At 49.0% G+C, this 23,808-nt stretch carries 17 protein-coding genes; 5 read left to right on the top strand and 12 right to left on the bottom strand.

Features of this window, described 5'->3' with window-relative positions; translation table 11 throughout:
• Positions 1-3: 3 nt before the first annotated feature.
• The 7 genes from WBJ53_RS06190 to WBJ53_RS06160 all read right to left on the bottom strand — a co-directional run bounded on the left by WBJ53_RS06190 (position 4) and on the right by WBJ53_RS06160 (position 13,412).
• Complete coding sequence (locus WBJ53_RS06190; protein ID WP_338875196.1) at positions 4-2,436, bottom strand: ABC transporter permease; 2,433 nt, start codon at positions 2,434-2,436, stop codon at positions 4-6.
• Between the two features lie 25 nt (positions 2,437-2,461).
• Entirely contained in the window at positions 2,462-4,909 is a 2,448-nt protein-coding gene (locus WBJ53_RS06185) for an ABC transporter permease (protein WP_338875195.1), read from the bottom strand.
• Positions 4,910-4,981: 72 nt separating this feature from the next.
• Positions 4,982-7,384 carry an ABC transporter permease gene (locus WBJ53_RS06180; RefSeq protein ID WP_338875194.1) on the bottom strand — a complete coding sequence of 801 codons (2,403 nt, stop codon included), beginning with the start codon at positions 7,382-7,384 and terminating at the stop codon, positions 4,982-4,984.
• A gap of 135 nt (positions 7,385-7,519) precedes the next feature.
• Entirely contained in the window at positions 7,520-7,723 is a 204-nt protein-coding gene (locus tag WBJ53_RS06175; RefSeq protein WP_338875193.1) for a hypothetical protein, read from the bottom strand.
• A 138-nt stretch (positions 7,724-7,861) separates the two neighbouring features.
• The gene (locus WBJ53_RS06170; RefSeq protein WP_338875192.1) at positions 7,862-10,285 is read right to left on the bottom strand and encodes an ABC transporter permease; all 2,424 of its coding nucleotides are present in this window, start codon (positions 10,283-10,285) and stop codon (positions 7,862-7,864) included.
• 73 nt (positions 10,286-10,358) lie between these two features.
• The gene (locus WBJ53_RS06165) at positions 10,359-12,728 is read right to left on the bottom strand and encodes an ABC transporter permease (RefSeq protein WP_338875191.1); all 2,370 of its coding nucleotides are present in this window, start codon (positions 12,726-12,728) and stop codon (positions 10,359-10,361) included.
• Positions 12,729-12,788: 60 nt separating this feature from the next.
• Positions 12,789-13,412 (bottom strand): hypothetical protein, encoded by a 624-nt coding sequence (locus WBJ53_RS06160; protein WP_338875190.1) that lies wholly within the window; start codon positions 13,410-13,412, stop codon positions 12,789-12,791.
• Positions 13,413-13,740: 328 nt separating this feature from the next.
• On the opposite strand from WBJ53_RS06160, the gene WBJ53_RS06155 reads away from it, so the two are divergent.
• Both WBJ53_RS06155 and WBJ53_RS06150 read left to right on the top strand, forming a co-directional pair.
• Positions 13,741-14,649: a helix-turn-helix domain-containing protein gene (locus tag WBJ53_RS06155; RefSeq protein WP_338875189.1), complete on the top strand. Its 909-nt coding sequence runs from the start codon at positions 13,741-13,743 to the stop codon at positions 14,647-14,649.
• Positions 14,650-14,806: 157 nt separating this feature from the next.
• A complete protein-coding gene (locus WBJ53_RS06150; protein ID WP_338875188.1) occupies positions 14,807-15,808 on the top strand; it encodes an aldo/keto reductase in 1,002 nt (333 codons plus the stop codon).
• Positions 15,809-15,885: 77 nt separating this feature from the next.
• Here WBJ53_RS06150 and WBJ53_RS06145 read toward each other — a convergent pair whose 3' ends face one another.
• From WBJ53_RS06145 to WBJ53_RS06135, 3 genes are all read right to left on the bottom strand, one after another.
• Positions 15,886-17,130 (bottom strand): DUF1343 domain-containing protein, encoded by a 1,245-nt coding sequence (locus tag WBJ53_RS06145; RefSeq protein WP_338875187.1) that lies wholly within the window; start codon positions 17,128-17,130, stop codon positions 15,886-15,888.
• Positions 17,131-17,237: 107 nt separating this feature from the next.
• Positions 17,238-18,044: a C10 family peptidase gene (locus WBJ53_RS06140; RefSeq protein WP_338875186.1), complete on the bottom strand. Its 807-nt coding sequence runs from the start codon at positions 18,042-18,044 to the stop codon at positions 17,238-17,240.
• A 70-nt stretch (positions 18,045-18,114) separates the two neighbouring features.
• Complete coding sequence (locus WBJ53_RS06135) at positions 18,115-19,290, bottom strand: helix-turn-helix domain-containing protein (protein WP_338875185.1); 1,176 nt, start codon at positions 19,288-19,290, stop codon at positions 18,115-18,117.
• A 243-nt stretch (positions 19,291-19,533) separates the two neighbouring features.
• On the opposite strand from WBJ53_RS06135, the gene WBJ53_RS06130 reads away from it, so the two are divergent.
• Both WBJ53_RS06130 and WBJ53_RS06125 read left to right on the top strand, forming a co-directional pair.
• The gene (locus WBJ53_RS06130; protein WP_338875184.1) at positions 19,534-20,088 is read left to right on the top strand and encodes a Crp/Fnr family transcriptional regulator; all 555 of its coding nucleotides are present in this window, start codon (positions 19,534-19,536) and stop codon (positions 20,086-20,088) included.
• A 76-nt stretch (positions 20,089-20,164) separates the two neighbouring features.
• A complete protein-coding gene (locus WBJ53_RS06125) occupies positions 20,165-20,599 on the top strand; it encodes an ester cyclase (RefSeq protein WP_338875183.1) in 435 nt (144 codons plus the stop codon).
• A 148-nt stretch (positions 20,600-20,747) separates the two neighbouring features.
• Here the strand turns inward: WBJ53_RS06125 and WBJ53_RS06120 are convergent, their stop codons facing one another.
• Together WBJ53_RS06120 and WBJ53_RS06115 are read right to left on the bottom strand one after the other, a co-directional pair.
• A complete protein-coding gene (locus WBJ53_RS06120) occupies positions 20,748-21,206 on the bottom strand; it encodes a nuclear transport factor 2 family protein (RefSeq protein ID WP_338875182.1) in 459 nt (152 codons plus the stop codon).
• A 70-nt stretch (positions 21,207-21,276) separates the two neighbouring features.
• Positions 21,277-22,734 carry a serine hydrolase gene (locus WBJ53_RS06115; protein ID WP_338875181.1) on the bottom strand — a complete coding sequence of 486 codons (1,458 nt, stop codon included), beginning with the start codon at positions 22,732-22,734 and terminating at the stop codon, positions 21,277-21,279.
• Between the two features lie 144 nt (positions 22,735-22,878).
• Between WBJ53_RS06115 and WBJ53_RS06110 the strand changes: the two genes are divergently transcribed.
• Positions 22,879-23,784: a hypothetical protein gene (locus WBJ53_RS06110; RefSeq protein ID WP_338875180.1), complete on the top strand. Its 906-nt coding sequence runs from the start codon at positions 22,879-22,881 to the stop codon at positions 23,782-23,784.
• Positions 23,785-23,808 lie beyond the last annotated feature (24 nt).

Raw genomic sequence — 23,808 nt, 5'->3', positions numbered from 1 at the left:
TTTCTATTCCGACCGTAATGATTTTACGGGATTCATCAGTGCCGCTTTAATGCTTTGAAAACTAACCGTTACCAGTGCAATGCTTACGGCAAATACGCCAGCCAGGGCAAACATCCACCACTGAATGTTGATTTTATACGCAAAATCGGCCAGCCATTTCTGCATCACATACCAGGCAATCGGTGAGGCAATTACCAACGCAAACACAACAAGCTTGACAAAGTCGACCGAGAACAAGCCGAAAATATGCATCGCCGATGCGCCTAACACTTTCCGAACACCGACTTCTTTAGTGCGGGATTCGGCCATAAAGGCCACAACACCATACAAGCCCAGGCAGCCGATAAAAATGGCGATACCCGCCAGAAGTTGAAACAGCGAATAAAGCCGCTCTTCGGTCTTGTAGAAATTGGCCAACGTTTCGTCCAGAAACTCATACTTGAATACAAACGCCGGAAAGGTAGCGGTCCAGGCACTTTCAACTTTGTTCAGAAGCTGGTGAATAGCCGCTGTTCCGCCCTGCCGGGCCGACAGTTTGATGGCCAATGTTCGATAGCCCACGCGGAACGTTGTGAGCAAACTTGGCTCCGTCTGCTGACGCAACGAAAATGTATTGAAATCCCGAACCACCCCCACAATTGGTTTCTTAACATCTTCGCCGTTGACCCGCATATATTTACCGATCACCTGCTCGGGTTTCTGAAAGCCCAACCGTTTCATAAACGACTCATTAATTACAAACTCGCGCATGGTATCGGCGGGTTGATACATCCGGCCGGCCAGTAGTTTCAGCCCGTATGTTCGTACATAAGCCGTATCGGCCGGACGCATCAATACACCATAATCCGGTTCTTTTTCATCATTTTCGAAGCGGAAACCCGTTGTCCAGTTACCATTCGATGAGGGTGTTGTCATCCCATAACTCAACGATTTTATCCCTGGCAAACCAACTAGTTTGGCATATAGATTTTCTAACTGCCCTGGTTCATTTTCGGGAATCGGTATGGTTAGAACGGCCTCCCGGCTAAATCCCAGATCAACTGACCGGAAATAGTGCATTTGCGAGTAAACGATAATGGTGCCAATAATCAGGATTTGCGAAATAGCAAACTGACCGACAATAAGCCCCCGGCGAAGTGTTAACTGCCCACTTCCGGCCGAACGCATTTTTCCTTTAAGGGCTAGAATTGGTTGATAGCCCGACAAAATCAGCGCCGGATAGACGCCAGCAAACAGGGTCGTAAGCAGCCCTAATCCCAACAGAAAGCCAAGCGCGATTGGGTCGAAAATTGTAACGGCTCCCGGTTTAATATTCAGTAACTCGCCCACATACGGCAAGGCTACCTGGGCAACCAGCAGCGCCAAAACAACGGCCAGAGCAGTCAGCACACCGGTTTCGCTCAAAAATTGACGCACCAGTTGACCGCGCGTACTCCCCAGCACCTTACGAACGCCAACCTCACGGGCGCGCCGAATAGCCTGCGCCGTGGCCAGATTGACAAAATTGATGCAGGCCGTTACCAGAATAAACAGCCCAATCAGCACCATAGCCCAGATCATTTCTTTGCTGATCGTTCGATTGGCATAGTTGCTGGTGCGCTTATCGAAATGAATGTCGGTTAAAGGTTGAAGTTGATACACCAGCCGGGCCACATTTTCGGGCGCGTGGTATTTCTTCACAAAGCCGACCAGTTGTTTTTCGAGCCATTCCGGCGAGGTAGCTGTCGGCAGTAGCATATAAATCTGCGCCCCACTGTAAGTCGATTGCCAGTCGTCCCAGTTCGTACTGGCACCATATTGTTTTAGCGAGGCAAATGAAAGCAGCACGTCAAATGGCATACTGGTCGTAACGGGCGGATTCTGCACGACGCCGGTTACCACAAAATCCATTTTGTTATCGACACGAATGGTCTTGCCGATCGGATTAGCATTACCGAAATATTTATGCGCAATTCGATCCGACAAGACTACCGTCCCCGGATTGGTCAGGGCGGTTGCAGGATTGCCACTTTCCCATTTCAGATCGAACAATCGGCTGTATTGCGGTTCTACAAACGCTACAACCCCATCCGTTTCCTGAAACTTGCTTTTGGCCGGGTCAGTAGCTGTTCCTAAAGCAATTACAGGCTCCTTGATTCGATTAACCATTGTTAGCTGGTTTTTCAGATCAGGGAAGTCATTCCGCAACGCGGCCAGTGCCGGTAAAGGCATACCCACATTCGGCCGGTCGTTGTTGGCCTGTTTGTCAACCCCAATAATCCGATAAATCCGGTCGGCATCAGGATTCTGCCGATCGAAGCTCAATTCATAGCGTATGGCCATAAAAAGCAGCAAACAACAGGCCAGGCCTAATGTTAGTCCTAACACATTGATGAGCGAATAACTCCAGTTGCGCTTTAACGCACGCAGGGCCGTTTTGATGATATTTTTTAGCATAGAGCGAGGGGATTAGGGACTGTTTTTACTCAGACCGTAATGATTTTACGGGATTCATCAGTGCCGCTTTAATGCTTTGAAAACTAACCGTTACCAGTGCAATGCCAATAACCAGCAACCCCGCCAGCAGGAATATTCCCAACGACAGGTCGATACGATACGCAAACCCTTTCAGCCATTCATCGACTCCCCACCACGCCAGTGGCGATGCAATGAGCACGGCTATGATGATCAAAATCAGAAAATCTCGCGACAGCAGGGTAACAATATTAGCTACCGATGCGCCCAACACTTTCCGCACACCAATTTCTTTGGTGCGCCGTTCGGCGGTGAACGTTACCAGGCCAAACAGCCCAAGGCAACTGATCAATACGGCAATACCGGTAGCGAGCGTGATGAGCTTGCTCAGATTGCGCTCTTTGCCGTAAAGTTCAGCGACGGATTCATCGAAAAACTTCGCTTCGAATGGCTCATCGGGATAGGTGTCGACCCAGAGTTTCTGAATCTGAGCCAGTGTCTGATCGAAAGAAGCCGCTCCGCTCTGACGAAACCGCACATTGAAAACATGCAGATTACTCTTGTGGCTCATCAGCGCCGTGGGCTGAATGGTATTGTGTAGCGTACGATGATTAAAATCACGAATGACCCCAACAATAGGCATCTTACCTAACAGCTTTCCTATTGCCTGCGACGGCTTCTGAAAACCCATATAGCGGGCCAGCGTTTCGTTAATGACAAATTCTCTGGCCGTATCACTTGCCAGCAGATTTCGGCCCGCCAGCACTTTCAATCCGTATAGGTCAACAAAATTGGTGTCGACCTCCTTGCGGTATACATTCACCTTCGACGTTCCCTTTCTGGAAGCAAACTCCAGTGTCGATGTCGACCATCCTCCCGAAAGTGGTGTCTGGTTGGCCATGCTAACCTGCTCAACGCCCGCCAGCTTCCGAATCCGGTCGGCGAGTGTGAAGCGAATATTGTTGTGGTCGCCGTTAAAAAAGGAAGTGATTGGAGTTGAGAACGTAACGATGGCTTCGCGCTGAAATCCCTGATCCGAATTGATCATGAATCGCAGTTGCTGACCGACCAGCAAAGCTCCGATAATAAATACCTGTGCCACAGTGAACTGCCCCACAATCAATCCTTTTCGCAATGCAGCATTACCCGTAGCCTGCCCAACCCGATTTTGTAAGGTTGTTACGGGCGACAGTCGCGCTAGTAGTGCGCCGGGATACACCCCCGCCAGCAGCGCCGTGATAAGTGCTACACCGAGCAGAAAAAGATACAGACCAGGGCTAAGCAGATCGAGCACAACGCCTTTCGGTACAATGTCGCCCAGATAAGTCAGAGCACCCTGCGCCAATCCGATCGACACAATGGCCGCCAGTAGGGTCAACAGCAAGGTTTCACCTAAAAATTGAGCCATAAGCTGTTTGCGCTCGCTACCCAGCGTTTTTCGAATGCCAATTTCTTTGGCTCGCTGGGTCGATTGTGCCGTGGCCAGGTTAATGAAGTTGACGCAAGCCAACAGCAACAGAAACCCGCCAACCAGCCCCAGAATCAACAACGTTGGCCGGTGCGCTACATGCTGGCCGCTAGCATAATCGGCATTGAAATGAATATCGGACAGCGGCTGAAGCCACAACCAGCGATTACCCGGATCGTCGTCAGGGGCGACATTGGCCTCGGCCAGCTTTGTAATCTGTTCTCCAAAGCGTTTAGGGTCGGTACCCGGTGCCAGCTTAATCAAACATTGCGACGATGAGTTGGTATTATTCCATTGATCATACCCCAGATTATCCCGACGTTTCTTGCTGGTGGTTTGGGTAGCCAGTGAAATAAAACCCTGAAAATCAAAATCACTGGGCGTATCCAGATCTTTTATCAATCCCGATACGGTCAGCGTAAGCGTGTCGCGATACTGCTGGCCAATGAGCCGACGGCCAATAATAGCCGGACTGGCATCGCCAAAATACAGCTTAGCCTGTCGTTCGGTGAGCACGATCTGCCCTGGCTTCGACAACGACGCTTTTGGTGAACCCGCTAACCACTGCCGGGGCAAAATTTCAAAAAAGGCAGCATCAGCGCTGGCAAGCCAGTCATGTCCATGTTTGGGTGCCTGAAAACGGGCGGGGTCGGCTCCTTCACGGGGTACTTCAACCGTCGGAAAACTGCTTGAATGAAACGCAGCTACGGTTTCTATACCTGCCATTTTCGTTCGCACTGCCTCGGGAATAGGTGCCGATAAACCGGGGTTGTAATAGAATTCGTCGCCAAACTTAAACTTCGATACTAGCCGGTACACCTGTTCACTATCGGGCACCCGCTTGTCGAAACTGAGTTCGAACTGCACGATGAGGTAAATAACCAGGCACGCAGCAATACCCACTGACAAACCGACCACATTGAGAATCGTTGTCAGACGATTGCGCCCAAGATTGCGCAGAGCGATTTTGAGGTAGTTTGTAAGCATAGCAGCCCCCCTACCCCCGAAGGGGGAGTTGTTATTCGGTTAATGCCCCCTTTGGGGGTTAGGGGGCTGTTTTTATTCCGATCGAAGTGATTTTACGGGGTTCATCAACGCGGCCCGAATACTTTGAAAACTAACCGTTAGGAACGCAACCAGAGCGGCCAGCACGCCCGCCAGCACAAACACCCACCACTCAATAGCGATGCGATAGGCAAAGCCTTGTAACCACTCATTCATGGCATACCAGGCAATAGGTGCAGCTACCAGAATAGCCACTAGTACCAGCTTCAGGAAATCTTTCGATAACAGGCCAACAATATTGAACACCGATGCGCCCAGCACTTTGCGAACACCAATTTCCTTCGTTCGCTGTTCGGCCGTAAAGGCCGCCAGACCGAACAATCCCAGACAGGCAATCAGAATAGCCAATGCCGAAAACACCAGTACCACCGTTGCCGTCCGTTGCTCGGCGCGGTAGAGCGTATTCAGATATTCATCAAGGAATGTGAATTCAAAGGCAGAATCGGGCATGTCTTTCTGAAAAACCCGCTCCAGTTGGCGCATGGTTTCTGATAGCTGCGCCGTATGGGTTTTAACCAGCAAATACGGGCGCCCCTCCGTATTGGCATTATGAAAGGCATAGGCGCCAATGGGCTGGTGAAGCGATTCGAAATGAAAATCATCGACCACGCCAACAATTTCGGCACGATCCCAGCCAAAGAGGTTATGCGCTTTCTGGCCAATTGCTTTCTGAGGAGTGAAGCCTAAATAATCGACGGCCGTTTTGTTCAGCACCACCTGCACCGTGGTGTCTTTTTCATTTTTCAGAGCGGGCAATGTTTTGCCAGCCAGCAGTTTCAGTCCCAGCACATTCAAAAACTCCGCCCCTACCCGATTGGTCTTGATGGCCATCCCTTCGCTCGAATTCGTATTCTGGTTATCGGCTTTGGTGATCACTCGACCACTGCCGCCACTCCCCGGAAAAGTCTGCGCCCGGCATACATCGACCACACTGCTCAGCGTCCGGTAGTCGTTCATCAGTGCGTCGATCTGCTGTTTGTCCTTAGCTCCCGATGTCATGATGGCCAGTACCTGAGTGGGCTCGTAGCCCAATTTCTGGTTTTGAATAAACTGCAACTGCCGGTAGAAAATAAACGTACTGACCATCAGCACGACCGAAGCCGTAAACTGAATCACAACCAGCGACCGGCGCAGCAACCCCGCGCCCGACTGATTCCGGAAGGTGGTACTGAGCAAATATTTTGGCGAAAACGACGATAGGTAAAACGCCGGATAAGATCCTGCAACCAGCGTAATTATTACCCCGATCAACAGTAGGCCCAGCCAGACCGGAGGAGTCAGCAGCACCCAATAACTCAGTTGTTTTCCGGTAAGTTGATTGAACAACGGAAGGCATATTATTACCAGACTAATGGCAATCACTAAGGCCAGACTTACCATCAGACTGGTTTCCAGATAAAACCGGCTAACCAGGTGCCGCATCGATGCGCCAACGGTTTTGATAACACCCACTTCACGGAAACGAATCTGTGCGCGGGCTGTGGCCAGATTCATGTAGTTGATGCAGGCAATCAGCAGAATTACAATGGCCAGCAGCAGCAGAATTTTCACCTGCCGAATGTCGCCAACACGGATGGTGTTCGAATTGGTAATGTCGGACGAATACAGGTGAATGTCGGTCAATGGCTGTAGCCATGCCCCATACCATTGATCGGCTTTCGGAACGTGTTTGTTAATAAGAACGGCCAGTTGTTTGTCGATCTGAGCCGAATTCACCTGCGGGCTTAACAGCAGAAAAGTTTCAAAACTGGCATTGCTCCACGAAAGCTCTTTGGCCCAGCCAACACTGGCGAACGAACCAATCAGATCGGCATCGATGGTGGAGGTACCCGGAACATTCTCATACACGCCCGTCACCTCCAGCGTGTCGTGGTTATCGACATAGAGGACTTTGCCGATTGGATTTTCATTCGCAAAATAGCGGTCGGCAGTAGCCTGACTTAGCACAACTTTATGCGGGCCATCGAGCGCCGTTTTAGGATTTCCTTTAACAAGCGGAATGTCGAATATCGAAAAAAAGCTCCCATCGGCCCAGTACAGTTTCTTTTCGGCAAATTTGCGATCACCCGAGTTGACAAATGCCGTTTGTCCGAAGTTGTGATGCAATAACCGTGTTTGCTGCTCAACACCGGGAACCTCCGCTTTCAGTGTAGGCCCGATCGCATTTGGCGCACTCGCCCACTTCATACTTTTCCCGTCGAAGGTTACTGTCAGTCCAACGCGGTAGATCCGATCAGCATGGGTGTGGTATTTGTCGAACTGTAGCTCATCGGTCACATAGAGCATGAGCAACAAAGCAACGGCCAGTCCCGCGGCCAATCCCAGCAGGTTCAGAAACGTGAACAGGCGGTTCTTCATCAAGCCCCGCCACGCAATTTTCAGGTAATTTCTCAGCATAATGTATGATTATCTTCAACGCATTTTCGACTAAAATTTCAAGGTTAACGGGATTGTTGAATGATTGAATTGAGCTTATTCAATCATTCAACAATTCAATCATTCAACAATTCAATCATTCAACAATTCAATCATTCAGACTACAAGCACCGGGTTGGCCGGTATACACTGCCGGATAATGCGCAGCCGCTTGTTAATGTCCCGAAGTTCTTTCTGGTATTTACCATAGCTTACCGGATCGTTCTGTTTCAGGGCTCGATTGTTCAGATAATGCAGACTAATGGCATCGCGCCGGGCGCACATCTGATTGTAGATTTGTTCAAGAGTTTCGTTGTTCATGGTTGTTAAGGGGAATGAGGTACTTTGTGCAGAGGTAGCGAGGTGCTTCGTGCGGGGAGAGCGGGGTTGCGGGGCTTAGTCCCTATCCTTCCAGCAACCCCTGCACGAAGTGCCCCGCTCTCCCGCTCTCCCCGCCATTTATTCCGACCGCAGTGATTTCACCGGGTTCATCAATGCGGCCCGGATCGATTGAAAACTTACAGTTAGTAACGCAATGAGAACGGCTAGCACACCCGCCAGCACGAACATCCACCACTCAATAGTGATCTTATAGGCAAAATCCTGTAACCACTTGTTCATAGTATACCCGGCAACGGGGCTCGCCAGCACGATGGCAATGGCAACCAGTTTCAGAAAATCGCGGGAGAGCAGCCCAACAATACTCGGCACACTGGCTCCCAGCACTTTGCGAACACCGATTTCTTTAGTACGTTGCTCGGCCATGAATGTTGCCAGACCAAACAAACCCAGACAGGCCACGAATATGGTTAGTCCCGCAAAAAAGCCCAGAATTCGACCTGTTTTCTGTTCAGCCAGATACGTATTGTTGAAGCGTTCGTCGAGGAACGAGTAATTAAACGGTGCATCGGTAGTCAGCTTCTCCCACTGTTGCTTCAGCGTAGCCAGAAGCCCACTAATGTCTTTCGTCTTAATTTTCACAATAACGGTTCCTGAGTTCTTTCCCAATACCATCACCAGCGGTGTAATGGCTTCGTGCATCGAGCGAAAATGAAAATCTTTGACGACGCCAATCACTCTGTAAACGCCCGGTTTCCCGTCGTTTTCGGTATGGGTAATGGTATGGCCCAGCGCATTGCCGTTCCAGCCGAATGTTCGGGCGGCTGTCTCATTCAGGATAATACCCGACGAATCGGTGCCATACGCTTTCGAGAAATTTCGCCCGTAGGCCATCTGCATCCCCAGCGTCGGAATGTAGTTATAGTCGACGTCGTACCGAACTGTCTTTACCAACTGGGTCGAATTGGTTTCGGGATAAACCATGTAGTTGTTGTTATTGCTTGGCCCGGCTGGCAGGTAGCCCGATGTGCTAACATTGACCACCCGAGGGTCCTGCATGATCTGATTGCGGAACACCTCTTCTTTTTTGTCGAGGAGCCACGTTTCGGGTAACACCAGCACCTGGTCTTTCTCGTAGCCCAATCGTTTGTTCTGGATAAAGTTGAGCTGCCGATAAACCACCGTTGTGCCGATCATCAGCGTTATCGAAATAAAGAACTGAACCACAACCAGCCCACTCCGCAGACCGATACTCTTCCGGCCACCTGTGAACCTGGCACCTTTCAGTACCTGAACAGGTTTAAACGACGACAGGAAAAAAGCAGGATAACTGCCGGCCAGCACCCCCACCACAACGCCCAGCAACACCAGACCTGGCAGCAGCCAGGGTGTAGCCAAAAAATTGAAATGAAGCGCTTTTCCGGCCAGTTCATTGAAGAGTGGCAGTGTGAGATAAACCAGCCCAACAGCCAAAGCCAGAGCAATTGCTGTTAGGAGTAGCGACTCAATCAGAAACTGACTGGCCAGACTCTGCCGCACCGAGCCCATCACTTTTCGAATGCCCACTTCTTTGGCCCGTTTCGACGCACCGGCGGTGCTCAGATTCATGAAGTTGATACAGGCAACAACCAACATAAACAGGGCAATAGCCCCAAAAATATAGACGTATTGAATATCGCCGTTCGCTTCCATTTCGCCCGTCAGATTCGAGCGCAGATGAATATCGGTTAAGGGTTGCAGCAGAAAGCTGACGTCGTTGCCTTTCTGACGGAACTGCGTAATAGTCATTCCGAAAGCCTTCTGAAGCTGTGGTCCCATGTATTTGCTGACCATTTGTGGCAACTTCGCTTCCAGCTTTGCCGGATCATATCCTTTGGGCAGAACCAGATAGGTGTAGTAGCCCGACGTCATCCAGGAAGGCGATTTGGCATCGGGAAGTCCTGCCATCGACATAAACATATCGAAATGAAAATGCGAATTGACCGGTATTTTGTCAATTACGCCCGTCACCCGGAAGAGTGCATTCCAGCTTTTAATGCTTATAGACTTTCCCAGTGGATTCGCATTGCCGAAAAACTTCTGCGCCAATGCCCGGGTAATAACAGCAGTGCCTGGCTGAACCAGTGCTGTTTTGGCATCGCCTTCAACCAAAGGCAATGCGAATACCTGAAAGAAATTAGAATCGGCATAAGCAAGCCGCTCATCCCGAAAGGTTTTATCGCCGATGTTGATCGTTGGATAGCCTACACTCTGTAGTCGTGTGGCTTCTTCCACTTCGGGATAATCGGCTTTCAGTGTCTGGGCAACGGGCGGCATCACATTAGCCTCATTAATCTGACCGCCATCCATAGTGCCCCGAAAAACCACTCGCACCATTCGGTTCGCTTTATCGCTATAGCGGTCGTAGCTCAGTTCATTGAAGACGTACAGGCTAATGAGCAGGCAGGTAGCCAGCCCAAGCGCCAGGCCAACAATGTTGATAGCCGAAAAGGCTTTGTTGCGGACCAGATTCCGCCAGGCGATTTTGATGTAGTTTCGTAGCATAACAGCCCCCCTGCCCCCGAAGGGGGAGTTGTTACTCAGACTAATGCCCCCTTTGGGGGTTAGGGGGCTGTTTTTATTCCGATCGAAGTGATTTCACCGGGTTCATCAACGCGGCTTTAATGCTTTGGAAACTGACCGTAAAAAAGGCAATCAGAACGGCCAGCACGCCCGCCAGCGCGAATATCCACCACGTAATATCGGTCTTATAGGCAAAGCCCTGGAGCCAGTTGTTCATCACATACCAGGCAAGTGGCGACGCAATGACAATAGCCAGTAAAACCAGTTTCAGAAAATCCTGCGAGAGTAGGCCAACAATGCTGTTTACCGAAGCACCCAGCACTTTGCGAACACCAATTTCCTTCGTCCGCTGCTCGGCCGTAAAGGCCGACAGGCCAAACAGCCCCAGACACGAGATGAAAATGGCCAGAAACGCAAAATAATTAGCCAGACTTCCCACTATGGTTTCGCTTTTATATAGCTTCTCATATTCTTCGTCAACAAACTGATAACTGAATGGAAACTTTGGATTAAACGCTTTGCAGAAGCCTTCCAGACTCGTCAGCGCCTGTTTGGTCTGACCCGGCTGCGTCCGAATCAGGATGCTTCGACCCGAGGCTTTCGGGTTCAGGCGAAGAATCAGGGGCTGGATGGGCTCATGCAGTGACTGAAAATGAAAGTCTTCCATCACGCCAATAATCTTGCCGGGTTTGCCCCACATGGTTATTGGTTGACCAACCGGATTTTTATAGCCAATGCGTTTCACAGCGGCCTCATTGACCAGATAGTTGGTCGAATCCATGCCGTATTCTTTCGAGAAATCGCGGCCATGTACTTTCACGTTGAGCGTTTTCGCAAAGTCGTAGCCTACGCCCGTCTGTGTGAACTGAATATTTACGTTGGGGTCTTTACCGACCCATTCTACGCCCCCCGTGCTGCTGCCCAGATTGGTAGGCGATTCGTCCATGTACGACACCGTCTGGACGCCCGGCAATTGCTGAATTTCGGCCTTGAATGTTTCGTATTTCGAACCCAGTTCGCCATCGGCCGATAGTCGGATCAGGTTTTCCCGATCATATCCCAGATTCTTGGTCTGTATGTAGTTGACCTGCCGATAGACAACGATGGTTCCAACAATCAGTAACATCGACAAGGTAAACTGGAACACTACCAGCCCCTGACGAAACAGGCGGGCGCCCGAACCAAATTTCAGTGAACCTTTCAGCACCCGAACCGGATTGAGCGACGACAGGAACAGTGCCGGATAACTACCTGCTACGATGCCGGTTGCCAGCGTCATACCCAGAATAACGCCCCAGAACGAAGCCTGAGTTGGCTGTAGACTAATGTGTTTACCCGTTAGTGAATTGAACGCTGGCAAAAACAAATACACAACGCCAAGTGCAATAATCAGCGCCAATACTGTAAGCATCAGAGCCTCACCAACAAACTGCCCAACCAGCAGACTCCGCATTGCACCAATCACTTTCCGTACGCCCACCTCACGCGCCCGACGCGCCGAGCGGGCCGTTGCCAGGTTCATGAAGTTGATGCAGGCAATCAGCAGCAAAAAGGCCGCTACAATAGCAAACAGCCGCACATACTCAATACGCCCACCCGATTGCTGACCGTTTTCGAAATTGGAGTACAAATAAGCCTGCCCGAATGGCTGTAGAAAAAGTTCGATGTTGAAGCTCTCGTTAAGTTCTTTGTTGTATTTATTCAGAAACGACTTAAGCTTAGCCTCCAGTTTGACCACATCCGTATTAGGTTCTACCATAATGCGGGTGCGGGGGCCGTTGTTACCCCATTCTTTCATCCAGCTATTGCGGTCGATGCAGTCGTGCCAGTTCAGCAGAAAATCGTATTTGTCCGACGAATTTTCGGGCAGATCGTCAAACACTGCCGTTACCTGATAATCTTTGGCATTATCGACCCGCATCGACTTGCCGATGGCGGCCTGTGGGCTACCAAAATAGTTATCGGCCACTTTTCGTGAAATGGCCAGATTATTTGGCTCATTGAGGGCGGTTTGTGGCGTTCCGGCCAGCAGCGGAATACTGAACATCTTAAACCAGTCGGCCCCGGCCCAATGCCCCATCACTTTGTTTACCTTATCGCCAACGGCAAAGGTCATATTGGCATCCCAGCCCGTATATCCGGCAGCATAGCGTATTTCAGGAAACTGTTTTTTCAACTCATCCGACAGAAGAGCGGGGGTAGCGCCGTGGGCCACAACTTTACCATCGTAGTACTGGCGCTCCATAATGTTATAAAGCTGTGGGCCGTTGGCATGATAGTTATCCACACTTCGCTCATCCTGAATCCACAGAAAAATGAGCAGGCTACACGCCATACCCAGTGCCAATCCCAGAATGTTGATGGCCGAGAAGGTTTTGTTGCGGACAATGTTCCGCCAGGCAATTTTGATGTAGTTTGTGAGCATAGGGTTGGGGCAGGGTGCTTCGCGCGGGGAGAGCGGGGAATCCCCGTGCGAAGCACCCTGCTATTTTATCATAACCTCATTCGATTCATCGGCTTTAACACTAAAGATCGACTGCATCTGCAATACGCCATTCTGGTAATATTTCAGATGATATTCACCCGGTGTTAGTGGTACCTGATACGGAAACATTCGCTTATCGGTACCGGCTTTGGCATCGCGTTCAATGGCAAAATCTTCCAATGCACTACTGATTTCCAGTTTTACTTTTCCGGCACAGCTTTCGCACTGGAACGTAACAACCGTTTGGCCAGCATCGGCGGGTGGGCCTGGTGGTGTGGGGGGCTTCGGTGTACTCACGACCACACGCCCTGATGTTCGGCTACTGACCGACGTTCCGACTCCGTTTGCTGTAGACCGATCCCGTTCTACGACTGCTTCGGAATTGGCAGTTGGTTGACCTAATCCCAGCGAATCCAGTACGCGATTCTTCAAAGCTTCTTTTTCGGAACTACTTAGCTTCGTTACATCGAATTTCCGGTCATAATTGATTGGCTTGCCGTTGCGCTTACCCTCAATCAGAATAGACAGCGTTTTACCATCTTCGTTGATAACGGTATTGAGCGACGACTGACCGAACGACACCAGACTGATACCAAGCATTAAGAAAAGTAGACTAGGTTTCATGAAATCCTACAGGATAATTAAAGCAGGTTATTCAACAGCCGTGCCATGAAGACAAATCACTGATTTTTAATAGATTACCGCAAATCATTACGATAGTACTGTCCGAAAGTGGACACGTTCCGTCCGATTGTGAACGGGAATTATTGAGACAGGCGATAAGCGTTCACTTCATTTCTGATTAGGCACACAGGCACGGTTTGTTTCAGGAATACATCCTCAATTCTGTCAGAAACTGTTGCTTGTCCACGAGTATAGCATGAGCGTTCGACGACTTTCCGCCCAAAAAAAGGCACTTCATTAGTTTATTTGAATTTTATAAATTCGCCCGATGAATAATATGGAGAGTATTCAGGAGTTTTATCATCGTGTACCGCAGGCAAATGCCTCTGCTCTTTCGTTAAATAATGCAGGTCCAGGCCACTTCAATGTCTTTACGCGAGCGTCATGTTTCCAGAAAACGCCCTACATACGCCGGGACTTTTATAAAGTTTCGCTCATTATTGGCACTGGCAAGTTGTATTATGCCAATAAGTGGATTCTGATTGACCGCCCCGCGCTGTTGTTTTCAAATCCGGTGATTCCTTATTCCTGGGAAGCCGCTTCTGATGATCAGCAAGGCTGGTTCTGCTTGTTTACTGAATCGTTTATACAACCCTACGAGCGAAAAGAGACACTTTCGGAATCGCCGTTATTCAAAATTGGAGGAGATCCCGTCTTTTTCATCAACACACAGCAATTACAGGACTTATCAGGCATTTTTCAGAAGATGATGATTGAGATAGCATCGTCCTACCCGCATAAATATGACCTGTTGCGGAATTACCTGCATTTGATCATCCACGAAGCTATGAAGATGCAACCCGCCGAAAGTTTTGAACGGCAGATTAGCGCATCGGCCCGTATAACTGCGCTGTTTATTCAGTTGCTGGAACGGCAATTCCCAATCGACACTCCCGAAAATGCCCTTGTCTTAAAAACGGCAAACGATTACGCCAACAGCCTGTCGGTCCATGTCAATCACCTGAACCGATCAGTAAAAGAGACGACCGGCAAAACAACCACCGATCATATATCGGCCCGGATTGTTAAGGAAGCCCAGGCTTTGCTCAAACATACCGATTGGAACATCGCCGAAATTGCCTATAGTCTTGGTTTCGACTACCCGACCTATTTCAATATTTTCTTTAAGCGACATACGGGCCTTACACCTGGCGAAGCGCGTAGTGTAGCTGTTTGATTTTTATAATCATCTGTGTGAATCCTATAAACCTATTTCAGAACAGGCGCTCTACTTTTGTGCATCAATTGGCATTGATCATACGGCAGGTATTTATTACCCCATTCGTCCGGTAACCAGTTGATCAATGACTACTAGTCACTCAACACAACAAGTCATGAAATACAGACGCTTAGGAAACACAGACGAACAACTATCAGCCATTGGTCTTGGCTGCATGGGCATGAGCTTTGCCTATGGCCCTACCGACGACACTGAAAGTATCGCTACACTACACAAAGCACTTGACCTTGGCATTACTTTCTGGGACACGGCCGACATGTATGCCAATGGTCAGAACGAAGAACTGATTTCGCGTGTGCTGGTTCCGAACCGAGACAAGGTGTTTATTGCTACCAAGTTTGGCTTCCGATTCCGCGATGGAGTTGCTGGCCCCAGCAATGCCCCCGGTACCTACTTCGACGGATCGCCCGCGTGGCTGAAAACAGCCGTAGACAAAAGTCTGCAACGGCTAAAAATCGACACAATCGACCTTTACTACGCCCATCGAATTGATCCTAACGTACCTGTCGAAGACATGGTAGGAGCCATGGCCGATCTGGTCAAAGCCGGGAAAGTTCGCTACCTGGGTTTGAGTGAAGCCTCAGCGGCTTCGATTCGGAAAGCCCATGCCGTTCACCCCATTGCAGCACTTCAGAGTGAATATTCGGTGCTGACCCGGGATGTGGAAGGTGAAATTCTGGATACAGTGCGAGAGTTGGGGATTACGCTGGTCCCGTATTCGCCATTGGCCCGTGGACTTGTCACTAACACGCTCAATGCCAGCCAGTTCTCGGATGATGATTTCCGCAGAACCCTCCCTCGCTATAGCGGTGAAAATTGGAAAAACAATCAATCGCTGGCGCAGGCATTTGCAACTTTAGCTCAGGAGAAAGGCGCAACCCCGGCCCAACTTGCACTGGCCTGGGTGTTGGCCCAGGGCGACGACATGATTCCCATTCCCGGCACCAAAAAGCGGAAATATCTGGAAGAAAATGCGGCTGCTATCGATCTGACATTATCAGCCAGCGATTTAAACGCCATCGATAAACTGGTTGCCCGCTATCCGAATACCGGTGCCCGCTACAGCGAAGGAGCAATGAAACTAGTGAATCATTAATTTTTTTTCGACAGGATTGACAGGGTCCGTTTGGTTTGATTCAAGCGTATTTGATCCTGTCAATCCTATCGAAAAAATCACGGATAGAGCAGATACTTCTTCCGCATCTGTTTATAGGCCGACAGACCCGGCTCCCAGCTTTTGCGGATTTCTTTTTCCGAAACGCCCGCCATAATTTGTTTTTTAAGGGCCTCGTTGCCGCTGCGGAAGTTGAAATTGCCAATCTGATTACTATAGTTTGTATCGAAGAACTGAGCTTTGTTGGGGTACGCTTTGTATAACTCGATCAGCCACTGAAGGTTAAGCTGGCGCGTTTTTCGAAAAATATTGGTGTCGTAGTTCCGTAGGTCAAGTCCATAACATTCGGTATCCTGATGCAGTGGTGTCTCGCTCATCCCTTTGATACTGACTGGCTTAAACGAAAACGAATAAATACCTTTCAGAGCCGGTGCTCCCAAAACGGTGAATGGCATATAGGTACCCCGTCCCTGACTGATGATCGTTCCTTCGAACCAGCAGGTGCTGGGATAAAGCATAATCGACTGCTGGGTATTGAGGTTGGGCGATGGCATAACGGGCAATGTATAGGGCGTATCGTGGGTGTAATTAGCCACCTTGATGATCTTGAGCTTACATAGATTTTTACCCGGCAGCCCACCCCAGCCTTCACCGTTGATCATCTGCGCAAATTCGCCGATAGTGCAGCCGTGCGTGATGGGAATGGGATGCATACCAATACCCGAATAGAGGTGTTTCTCCAGAATAGGCCCGTCGATGATGAACCCGTTTGGATTGGGCCGGTCCAGAATCATCAGCTCTTTTTTGTGCTCGGCACAGGCTTCCATTACATGGTTGAGCGTGTTGATGTAGGTATAAAACCGACAACCCACATCCTGAATATCGAACACCATCAGGTCAATATCAGCTAGTTGTTCCTGCGAGGGCTTTTTGTTCTTGCCGTACAGCGAAATAATTGGAATACCAGTTTTCGAATCGACAGCATCGTCTACTTTGGCTCCGTTACTGGCATTGCCGCGAAAGCCGTGTTCGGGTCCGAAGATTCGAACAATATTTACGCCCAAACTCAGCAAACTATCAACGCTCGGTTTATTGCCAATGATCGAAGTCTGATTCACCACCATACCAATCCGTTTTCCTTTCAGATACGGTAAATAAGCCGATACCTGATCAGCGCCCGTCATGAGCGGTTTGGCCGCTTGGGGCGAAACTGTAGTTCGTGACTGGCTGGTAACTTCGGCGAGATTGGTTGTGAACAGGAAACTCAGCAGCAGCGGGGCTAAAAAGAGGGCGATTGTTTTCATGAAAATCAGCGAATCGGCAATAAAAAAGCAAGTTGCGGATAAATGAGTTGCCCTCCAAGTTTGCCATTAGTCATTAGACGAGCAAACGGCTAATGACCAGTAACTACTTAATTCGGGTTGACGGTGATAAAAGCGTGGAGTTTTATGTCGTCGGCGACATCAATGGGTTTAAACAGATCGTACCAGCCGCTACGCTTTCCACCAGAACCGTAGTTGATATGCGCCCAAAACGTGTCGGCCTCAGCCCGATAGCCATCAATAACTGTTGAATGGCCGTAGTCAGTAAAATTCCCAAAATGAAAATACACGGGTCGTTTCGCATCAATTTCGCGCCGAATCAGATCCATTACCTCGTCGCGTTGCAGCACATGCTGGATGTTTTCTTTTCGGGCGATGGCGTCTAGCTGGGCTTTCGGTATCGGAATAGGCTCGGTGAACGATACATAAAACTCGGCCTGACAAGGGAAATACGCATTGATTTGCCCCACAGGGTTTACCATTTCCAGATACTGGCTCGTCCCGAAATCTTTGCGAATCACTTCGGCGGTCATGTACGAAAACCGGGCCACATTGTTCCGGGCAAGTTCGGAAGTAGTCGGCTCAATACGCGTTGCAAACTGATCCCAGGTTACAGCATGATTCGCCAGCGTATCTTCAATTCGATACCCTTTTGAACATTGATACGAAACTACGCCTGTGGGCCGAAGCCGATGATAATAAAAAATCTGGGCTAGCGCCGTACTCCAGCAACCCAGCACATGGTTGTCGGGCGTGTAACAGGCATAGGGACCAAACTGATCCCATTGAGTTTTTAACAGATAAGAACCTTTCTTTTGAACCGGCTCCTGCAATTGGGCTGATACGGTGGATAGCGAAATAATGACCAGAAATAGAGCGAAGCGCACCTGATGCATGACGATGATGATTTGCGTTGAACGAAAAATTGTCGTAGCAAAACACGCATGTAGCCAGCCGGCAAACCTCTCATTTTAGCTTTTGAGAGTTCTCATTAGCGGTTTTAGGAGTATTTTGGGCCGTGTATTGCCGGGGCGACAGCCCAGTTACGGATTTGAAAATCCGGTAAAAGCTGGCTTCCGAATTAAAACCCGTTTCCAGCGCAATGCCCAGTATCGACAAATGTTTATAGGCAGGATCGGTCAGCCGACGTTTTACCTCGTCAACGCGCCGTTCGTTAATCAGCCTACGGAAGCTTTTCTCAAATTCGCTGTTGATCACCGCCGATACAACGCCCGGTGAAGCATTCAGGTGACCAGCCAGACTATTCAGGTTAAGATCGGGGTCTAAAAAAACATGGTCCTGCTCTATAGCGGTTTCAATACGATTTTTCAGGTCCAGAATCTGCTCGTCTTTCAGCGTATCGAGCATACGTTTCGGCGACGGATCGGCTACCGATTCATCAAACGCAACCTCGAACGGTGGCTGCTGATACCCGGTAATGCCTAGGTAATACACATTGGCGGCCAGATACACGTAAAATACCTGCCAGTGAAAAAAATAGCGACTGTTGAAGCCAACTGTATCCAGAAAAAGATTCACCCCAAGCAGCAGCAAGGCCCCACCCATTATAACCAGCATCGTACGCAGCCACCTATAGGTTGGGTAAGCCGGATTGGAAATCGAATTAAACAGCCATTGCCGGTAACGAACCAGCCGACGATAGCTTAGAACTCCGTACGCAATGCCCGCCAGCACCGATAATACATCCTCAACGGTTTTAATCGTATTGAAATAAAGCGTTTCAGCGAGTTGATCCTTTAGTGCCAGATTATCCGTCGTCTGAGTCCGACTGTAAACCAGCACGGCATGAAGCATGAAAAGCAGCGTAGGTACAAAATGAAGTAGCTGTACCCGCTTAAACGCGAAGTTCCGTTGAGTCAGTGAGATCACATAGAGGTAAAGCAGCGGCTGTATGGTGAGATCGAAAGCCAGCGGAAAATAACGCAGATGCGGATTTTGCCATAACCCCAGCGTATGCAATAGGATTTTGGCGCTAAGAATACAGAAAACAAACAGCAAAAAAGCCAGCAACTGTTTGCTGGGATAACGCCCATACTTCATCAGCAACAGGATACCATACAGCAATCCCTGCGCAATGCCCAGGATAACAATAAGGTCGAAGAGATGAAGGCTTATATTCACTGGTGTTTGGATCGTACCTGTCAATTACAACAATTCATGACATAATGACAAGAATAATGATAACGTCGCAGCTAATCGCCAGTGATCGTTTTCTTGTATTCATATCGAATTAGCCCTGATTCTGGTCTATTTTCAGTATTTTTCAGAGCGGCTATTAACGGTTAACTATCTTGTCAGCAAAACCACTTGTACTAATTTCAGTAGAACTACCCCTAACTACACCCTTTTTACAACAAGTTTATCATGCTCGACGCTCTCAGAGAAATAAGCCAGCTTGATGAAAGCAACTGGTCATTGTTCGCTAGCATACTCACTGAGCATCATCTGATAAAGGGAGAACTGCTACTACGGCCTGGTCAGGTATGTAAACACATATTTTTTCTCCAAACGGGACTTACCCGGAGCTTTCAGCTTAAAGATGGGGATGAACGAAATGTTGCCTTTAATCTTGAACATTCGTTTTTAACGGATTTAAAAAGCCTGCGTAACGAGCAGCCGAGTGAGTTAACTATTCAGGCACTGGAGCCGTCGCGGGTATTGAGCATGGCCAAAACAGATCTGGCTCATCTTTACCAAAAGTCACACCAGATCGAATCCTTAGGCAGAATGCTGCTGGAAGTACTTTTGGAAGAACAGCAGGAATATACTTCCTGGTTATCGGTATATTCAGCTAAGGAGCGATACGATTTATTGATACAGAAAAATCCCAACCTTATTCAGCGGCTTCCATTGGGTCAACTGGCCTCCTATTTAGGCATTCGGCGGGAAACATTAAGCCGGATTCGTCGCCTGAAGTAATTTCTTTTTTTGACTTTTATCACACATTCACCGTTGACTCACTTTCTACATTTGCTTTCATTAAACAATGAAAACAATGAGACAAAATCAAGTGAAACAATTGGCTATTAACTTCATTGAAGAGGTTTGGAACCAACAACAGTATGGTAAACTCGATACGTATCTTCATGCTGACTATGTTGACCATTCCTTACCTACAGTCTTACCCGCCGACCGTCGTGGGTTATTAACATGGATTCAAGCCACCAGCCAGTCATTTTCCCACCAAACTGTTATCGAAGACCAAGTTGCTGAAGACAATAAGACGATACTGAAAGTTAAAATGATAATGACGCACATTGGCCTATGGCGTGGGATCGAAGCAACCGGCGCTCAAGTGAGCACAACAGGATACCGGTTCTACCGAATGGCCGAAAACCGAATCATAGAGCATTGGGCGGCTATTGATGGCACGGGGTTGGAAGCCCAACTTAGACAAAAATTAAACGAAGGCTGCAAAATTCCAGACTAATGGAGGAGTAATGCATCAGGTTGACAATGGTTGGAAGAAGCAGCCTCGTCAATGGTGCATGTTTCCTATAATTCCTGAAATTGAAGTACCAGTTATTATGGACCTCCGTAAATCTCGAATCAGCCAACTAATGGCTGGTACTTCCCGCTTATTGCAGCGATGCGTTGCCGTCGGCGTATTTGAGGTTGTATTTCAACTGATTGATTCGCCAGCCGTTCGGGGTTCGTTCGGCTTTGATGTCATAACTCCCCACAAACGTTCGGGTTTTGCCGTGTAAGGCCGCCGTGCGATAATGCGTCGCCACCGCGTATCCATACACATCGGCCTGATCGCCATTGACCGTAATCAGGTAATGCCCACCCTGATGATGGATTGCATCAACCCCCTGAAAGCCTTTGTGCCAACCGTCGGTAATGGATTGAGCCGTGACAAGACCCGGCGGAGCCCCTCCGTTCGATTCCATATCGAGGTAGACATTCTCGGTGAAAACCTCATTGCGTAAACCCGGCCAGTTTCGGTCGTCGGTGTACATAAACAGACGGTTAACCAGTTCGGTGAGGGCTAGTTTATCCCGTACGGCTGCCAGATCAGTTGCGGTGCTGTTCATCGTTAGTAAGTAAATGGTCTGCGAATAGCACCATAACTGGCAACATCAGCCAATTGTTAATTGATTGGGATTATTTCTGAATGCGCTCCAGCATGGCTTTACCACCCTGATTGTTAGGATTAAGCGCAATGGATTTTTTATACATCGCAATGGCGGCATCTTTCTGACCCGATCGAAAAAGAGCTTCGCCATAACTATCGTAGACGTTCCACCTTTGCGGATACAGATAGACATTCAGTTTAAAAACACCCAGTGCTTCGTTTAATTGTCCCTGGCTCATCATCCGGTAAGCCCAGTCGTTGAGGTCATTTTCTGAGGGCTTGAAATCAGAGTTTTTTTTCTGTTCGTCGTTAACTACCTCAATTGCCCGATCGAAACCGCGCTTTCGTAACTGCATCCGTAAAGCCGTAATTGGATCAGAGGCCGGTATGTCGGGGTCAACGCATCCGGCCAGTTCGTCGATGAAATCTTCGGGATACGAACCCGACAGATTCGTCAGTACAATAACGGCCAGATCATCGTCGGGATATACAAAAAAAGCCGAGCGTCCACCGCCCGTAGCCGTAACGGCGGGGTGTTTTGGACGAGGTTTAGAGACCCAGCCAAGTGCCCACTGCGTTGGTGAACCGTTGTTATAGGTGCCGGGTCTCCAAAGTGTATTGAGCGCATCCTTCGTTTTCAGGATTTTACCCTGTTGCAGTGCCCCAATCCAGTGGGCCAGATCTTCGGCCGTACTATTTATGCCGGACGCGGCCCGGCGAAACCCCGGAAATTCTTCATAGACGTTAACCAATTTACTTTCATTCAAATTCCGGCCATCTAACCGCGTAACATACCGATAACCGCGCGCCATGTTTGGAATCACATCGCGCGAGTCGCCAAAGCAGGTGTGCAGCATTCCGGCAGCCAAAAACTGTTTGTCCCGGTAAACCTCCGCAAACGGTTTCTGGTTAAATTTATCAATGATTTTACCCAGCAAAACGTAGTTTGTCTGATTGTAGCTAAACTGCTCACCGGTTGGAAACTCCATTGGCAACTGCTGCACCTTTGCCCAGGCCGACTCCTCATTATCCTGCCCCATAAAAGCGCCCGTTGCCGGGTTAAGCACTTTCCGCAGAATGTCGGGCAGGCCAGAGACGTGCGTTAATAGTTGCCTAATTTTTACGGGTTGCCAGGCTTGGGGTAACCCAGGAAGATAGCGGGATACGGGTGCTTCGAGATCGACTTTCCCGGCCTCTACCAACTGCATGATTGCTACACCCGTAAAAGCCTTGGTGCACGAGTTGATTGAAAATACGGTCTGGTTGGTAACTGGCATCGATTGCTGAATAGTGGCGACTCCATACGATTTTGACAGTATAATCTGGCCATGCTGCACCACGGCAACCTGTACGCCAGGAATCCGGCGTTCGCGCATTTCGCGCCAAATCAATGTGTCGACCTGTTGAGTTTGCGCCGGTAATAGTTGCCCACTTGTGAGTGTAGTAATCAACCAAACAAGAACAGTAGTAATTCGGAGAAACAACATAAGCGACAGGAAGGATTTCCGGGGAAAACCGCCGTTTTCTGAAAAGGTTACAGACACATCTTTTCTCTTACTTTGGCTTAACGGTCGATTAAAAAAACCAGACCAACAGACGCACATGCCGTTCTTTGGATGTGTTCAGTATCTTTGGCGCAATTATTTGACCATGATCGAATGCGTCGGGCCCTGCTTGGCTTTCTAGAATCCCTCCTTCAGCTCATTCTATTCAGCAATGCCTACATTGCGTTCTGCGCCGTTATTATGTGCCAGACCACGGCACTGCTGTTCGATCTGGCGCTTCCCAGATCGCTCCTGGCGTTTGTTTTTGCGGGTACCCTCGGCAGCTATTCCCTACATTGGTACCTGACCGATTTACCGGCCGACTTATCTCCCGCCGGAACGCAAAGACTTCATTGGAATCAACAGCACAAAAAGCTGCTTCTGCTGCTGTTTCTGGTATCGGCGCTTATTGGGCTGCGTGAGTTGTATATATTGAAAACATACCTGTATGACCTCTTCCCGGTGGTGATACTGGCCTTTCTGTATACCGCTCCCAAACTAAATTTCTGGCCCTTTCTGGCTCTCCGTCGAATTGCCATTCTGAAAACAGCCTATCTGTCTATGGTCTGGACCTATGTTACGGTTGGGCTACCGCTGCTAATCAACGCAACAACCAACGCTCCAAACGGGCTCCGAATATTCACCTGGGCCCTAACCTGGTTTGTGTTCATCTATAGCATTGCCTTCTGGTTCGACTACCGCGACCGAAGCGATGACGGTAAATCGAAATGGCTTACCCTTGTGTCGATGCTGACAAACCAACAGGCCCAGTTATTTTTCCGGGCTCTGGTAGTGATCTATATGTTTTCCCTTGTGGCACTTTTTTATCAGGATGTCAGTCCCGAAACGCTCATCTGCCTGAGTCTGCCCATGATCCTGCTCGTATTAACTTCCCAACGGCTCCAATCGCCACTATCGGATTATGCCTACTATCTGTATCTGGACGGACTACTGATGATTCCAGGACTACTAATGATGACTATTGGTCATTGACGGTTCGTCCTCTGCTTCAACCGA

The organism is Spirosoma sp. SC4-14 (genome assembly GCF_037201965.1).
GTDB lineage: Bacteria > Bacteroidota > Bacteroidia > Cytophagales > Spirosomataceae > Spirosoma.
The sequence above is the reverse complement of the archived record's forward strand: the minus strand, read 5'-3'. Positions and strand labels throughout refer to the sequence as shown.

Excerpts from the sequence above, each read along its gene's own strand:
- WBJ53_RS06170 (WP_338875192.1), bottom strand. The coding sequence starts at position 10,285 with ATGCTACGAAACTACATCAAAATCGCCTGGCGGAATCTGGTCCGCAAC.
- WBJ53_RS06125 (WP_338875183.1), top strand. The coding sequence starts at position 20,165 with ATGAGACAAAATCAAGTGAAACAATTGGCTATTAACTTCATTGAAGAG.
- WBJ53_RS06130 (WP_338875184.1), top strand. The coding sequence starts at position 19,534 with ATGCTCGACGCTCTCAGAGAAATAAGCCAGCTTGATGAAAGCAACTGG.
- WBJ53_RS06175 (WP_338875193.1), bottom strand. The coding sequence starts at position 7,723 with ATGAACAACGAAACTCTTGAACAAATCTACAATCAGATGTGCGCCCGG.
- WBJ53_RS06145 (WP_338875187.1), bottom strand. The coding sequence starts at position 17,130 with ATGAAAACAATCGCCCTCTTTTTAGCCCCGCTGCTGCTGAGTTTCCTG.
- WBJ53_RS06190 (WP_338875196.1), bottom strand. The coding sequence starts at position 2,436 with ATGCTAAAAAATATCATCAAAACGGCCCTGCGTGCGTTAAAGCGCAAC.
- WBJ53_RS06115 (WP_338875181.1), bottom strand. The coding sequence starts at position 22,734 with ATGTTGTTTCTCCGAATTACTACTGTTCTTGTTTGGTTGATTACTACA.
- WBJ53_RS06160 (WP_338875190.1), bottom strand. The coding sequence starts at position 13,412 with ATGAAACCTAGTCTACTTTTCTTAATGCTTGGTATCAGTCTGGTGTCG.
- WBJ53_RS06140 (WP_338875186.1), bottom strand. The coding sequence starts at position 18,044 with ATGCATCAGGTGCGCTTCGCTCTATTTCTGGTCATTATTTCGCTATCC.
- WBJ53_RS06165 (WP_338875191.1), bottom strand. The coding sequence starts at position 12,728 with ATGCTCACAAACTACATCAAAATTGCCTGGCGGAACATTGTCCGCAAC.
- WBJ53_RS06120 (WP_338875182.1), bottom strand. The coding sequence starts at position 21,206 with ATGAACAGCACCGCAACTGATCTGGCAGCCGTACGGGATAAACTAGCC.
- WBJ53_RS06150 (WP_338875188.1), top strand. The coding sequence starts at position 14,807 with ATGAAATACAGACGCTTAGGAAACACAGACGAACAACTATCAGCCATT.
- WBJ53_RS06180 (WP_338875194.1), bottom strand. The coding sequence starts at position 7,384 with ATGCTGAGAAATTACCTGAAAATTGCGTGGCGGGGCTTGATGAAGAAC.
- WBJ53_RS06155 (WP_338875189.1), top strand. The coding sequence starts at position 13,741 with ATGAATAATATGGAGAGTATTCAGGAGTTTTATCATCGTGTACCGCAG.
- WBJ53_RS06185 (WP_338875195.1), bottom strand. The coding sequence starts at position 4,909 with ATGCTTACAAACTACCTCAAAATCGCTCTGCGCAATCTTGGGCGCAAT.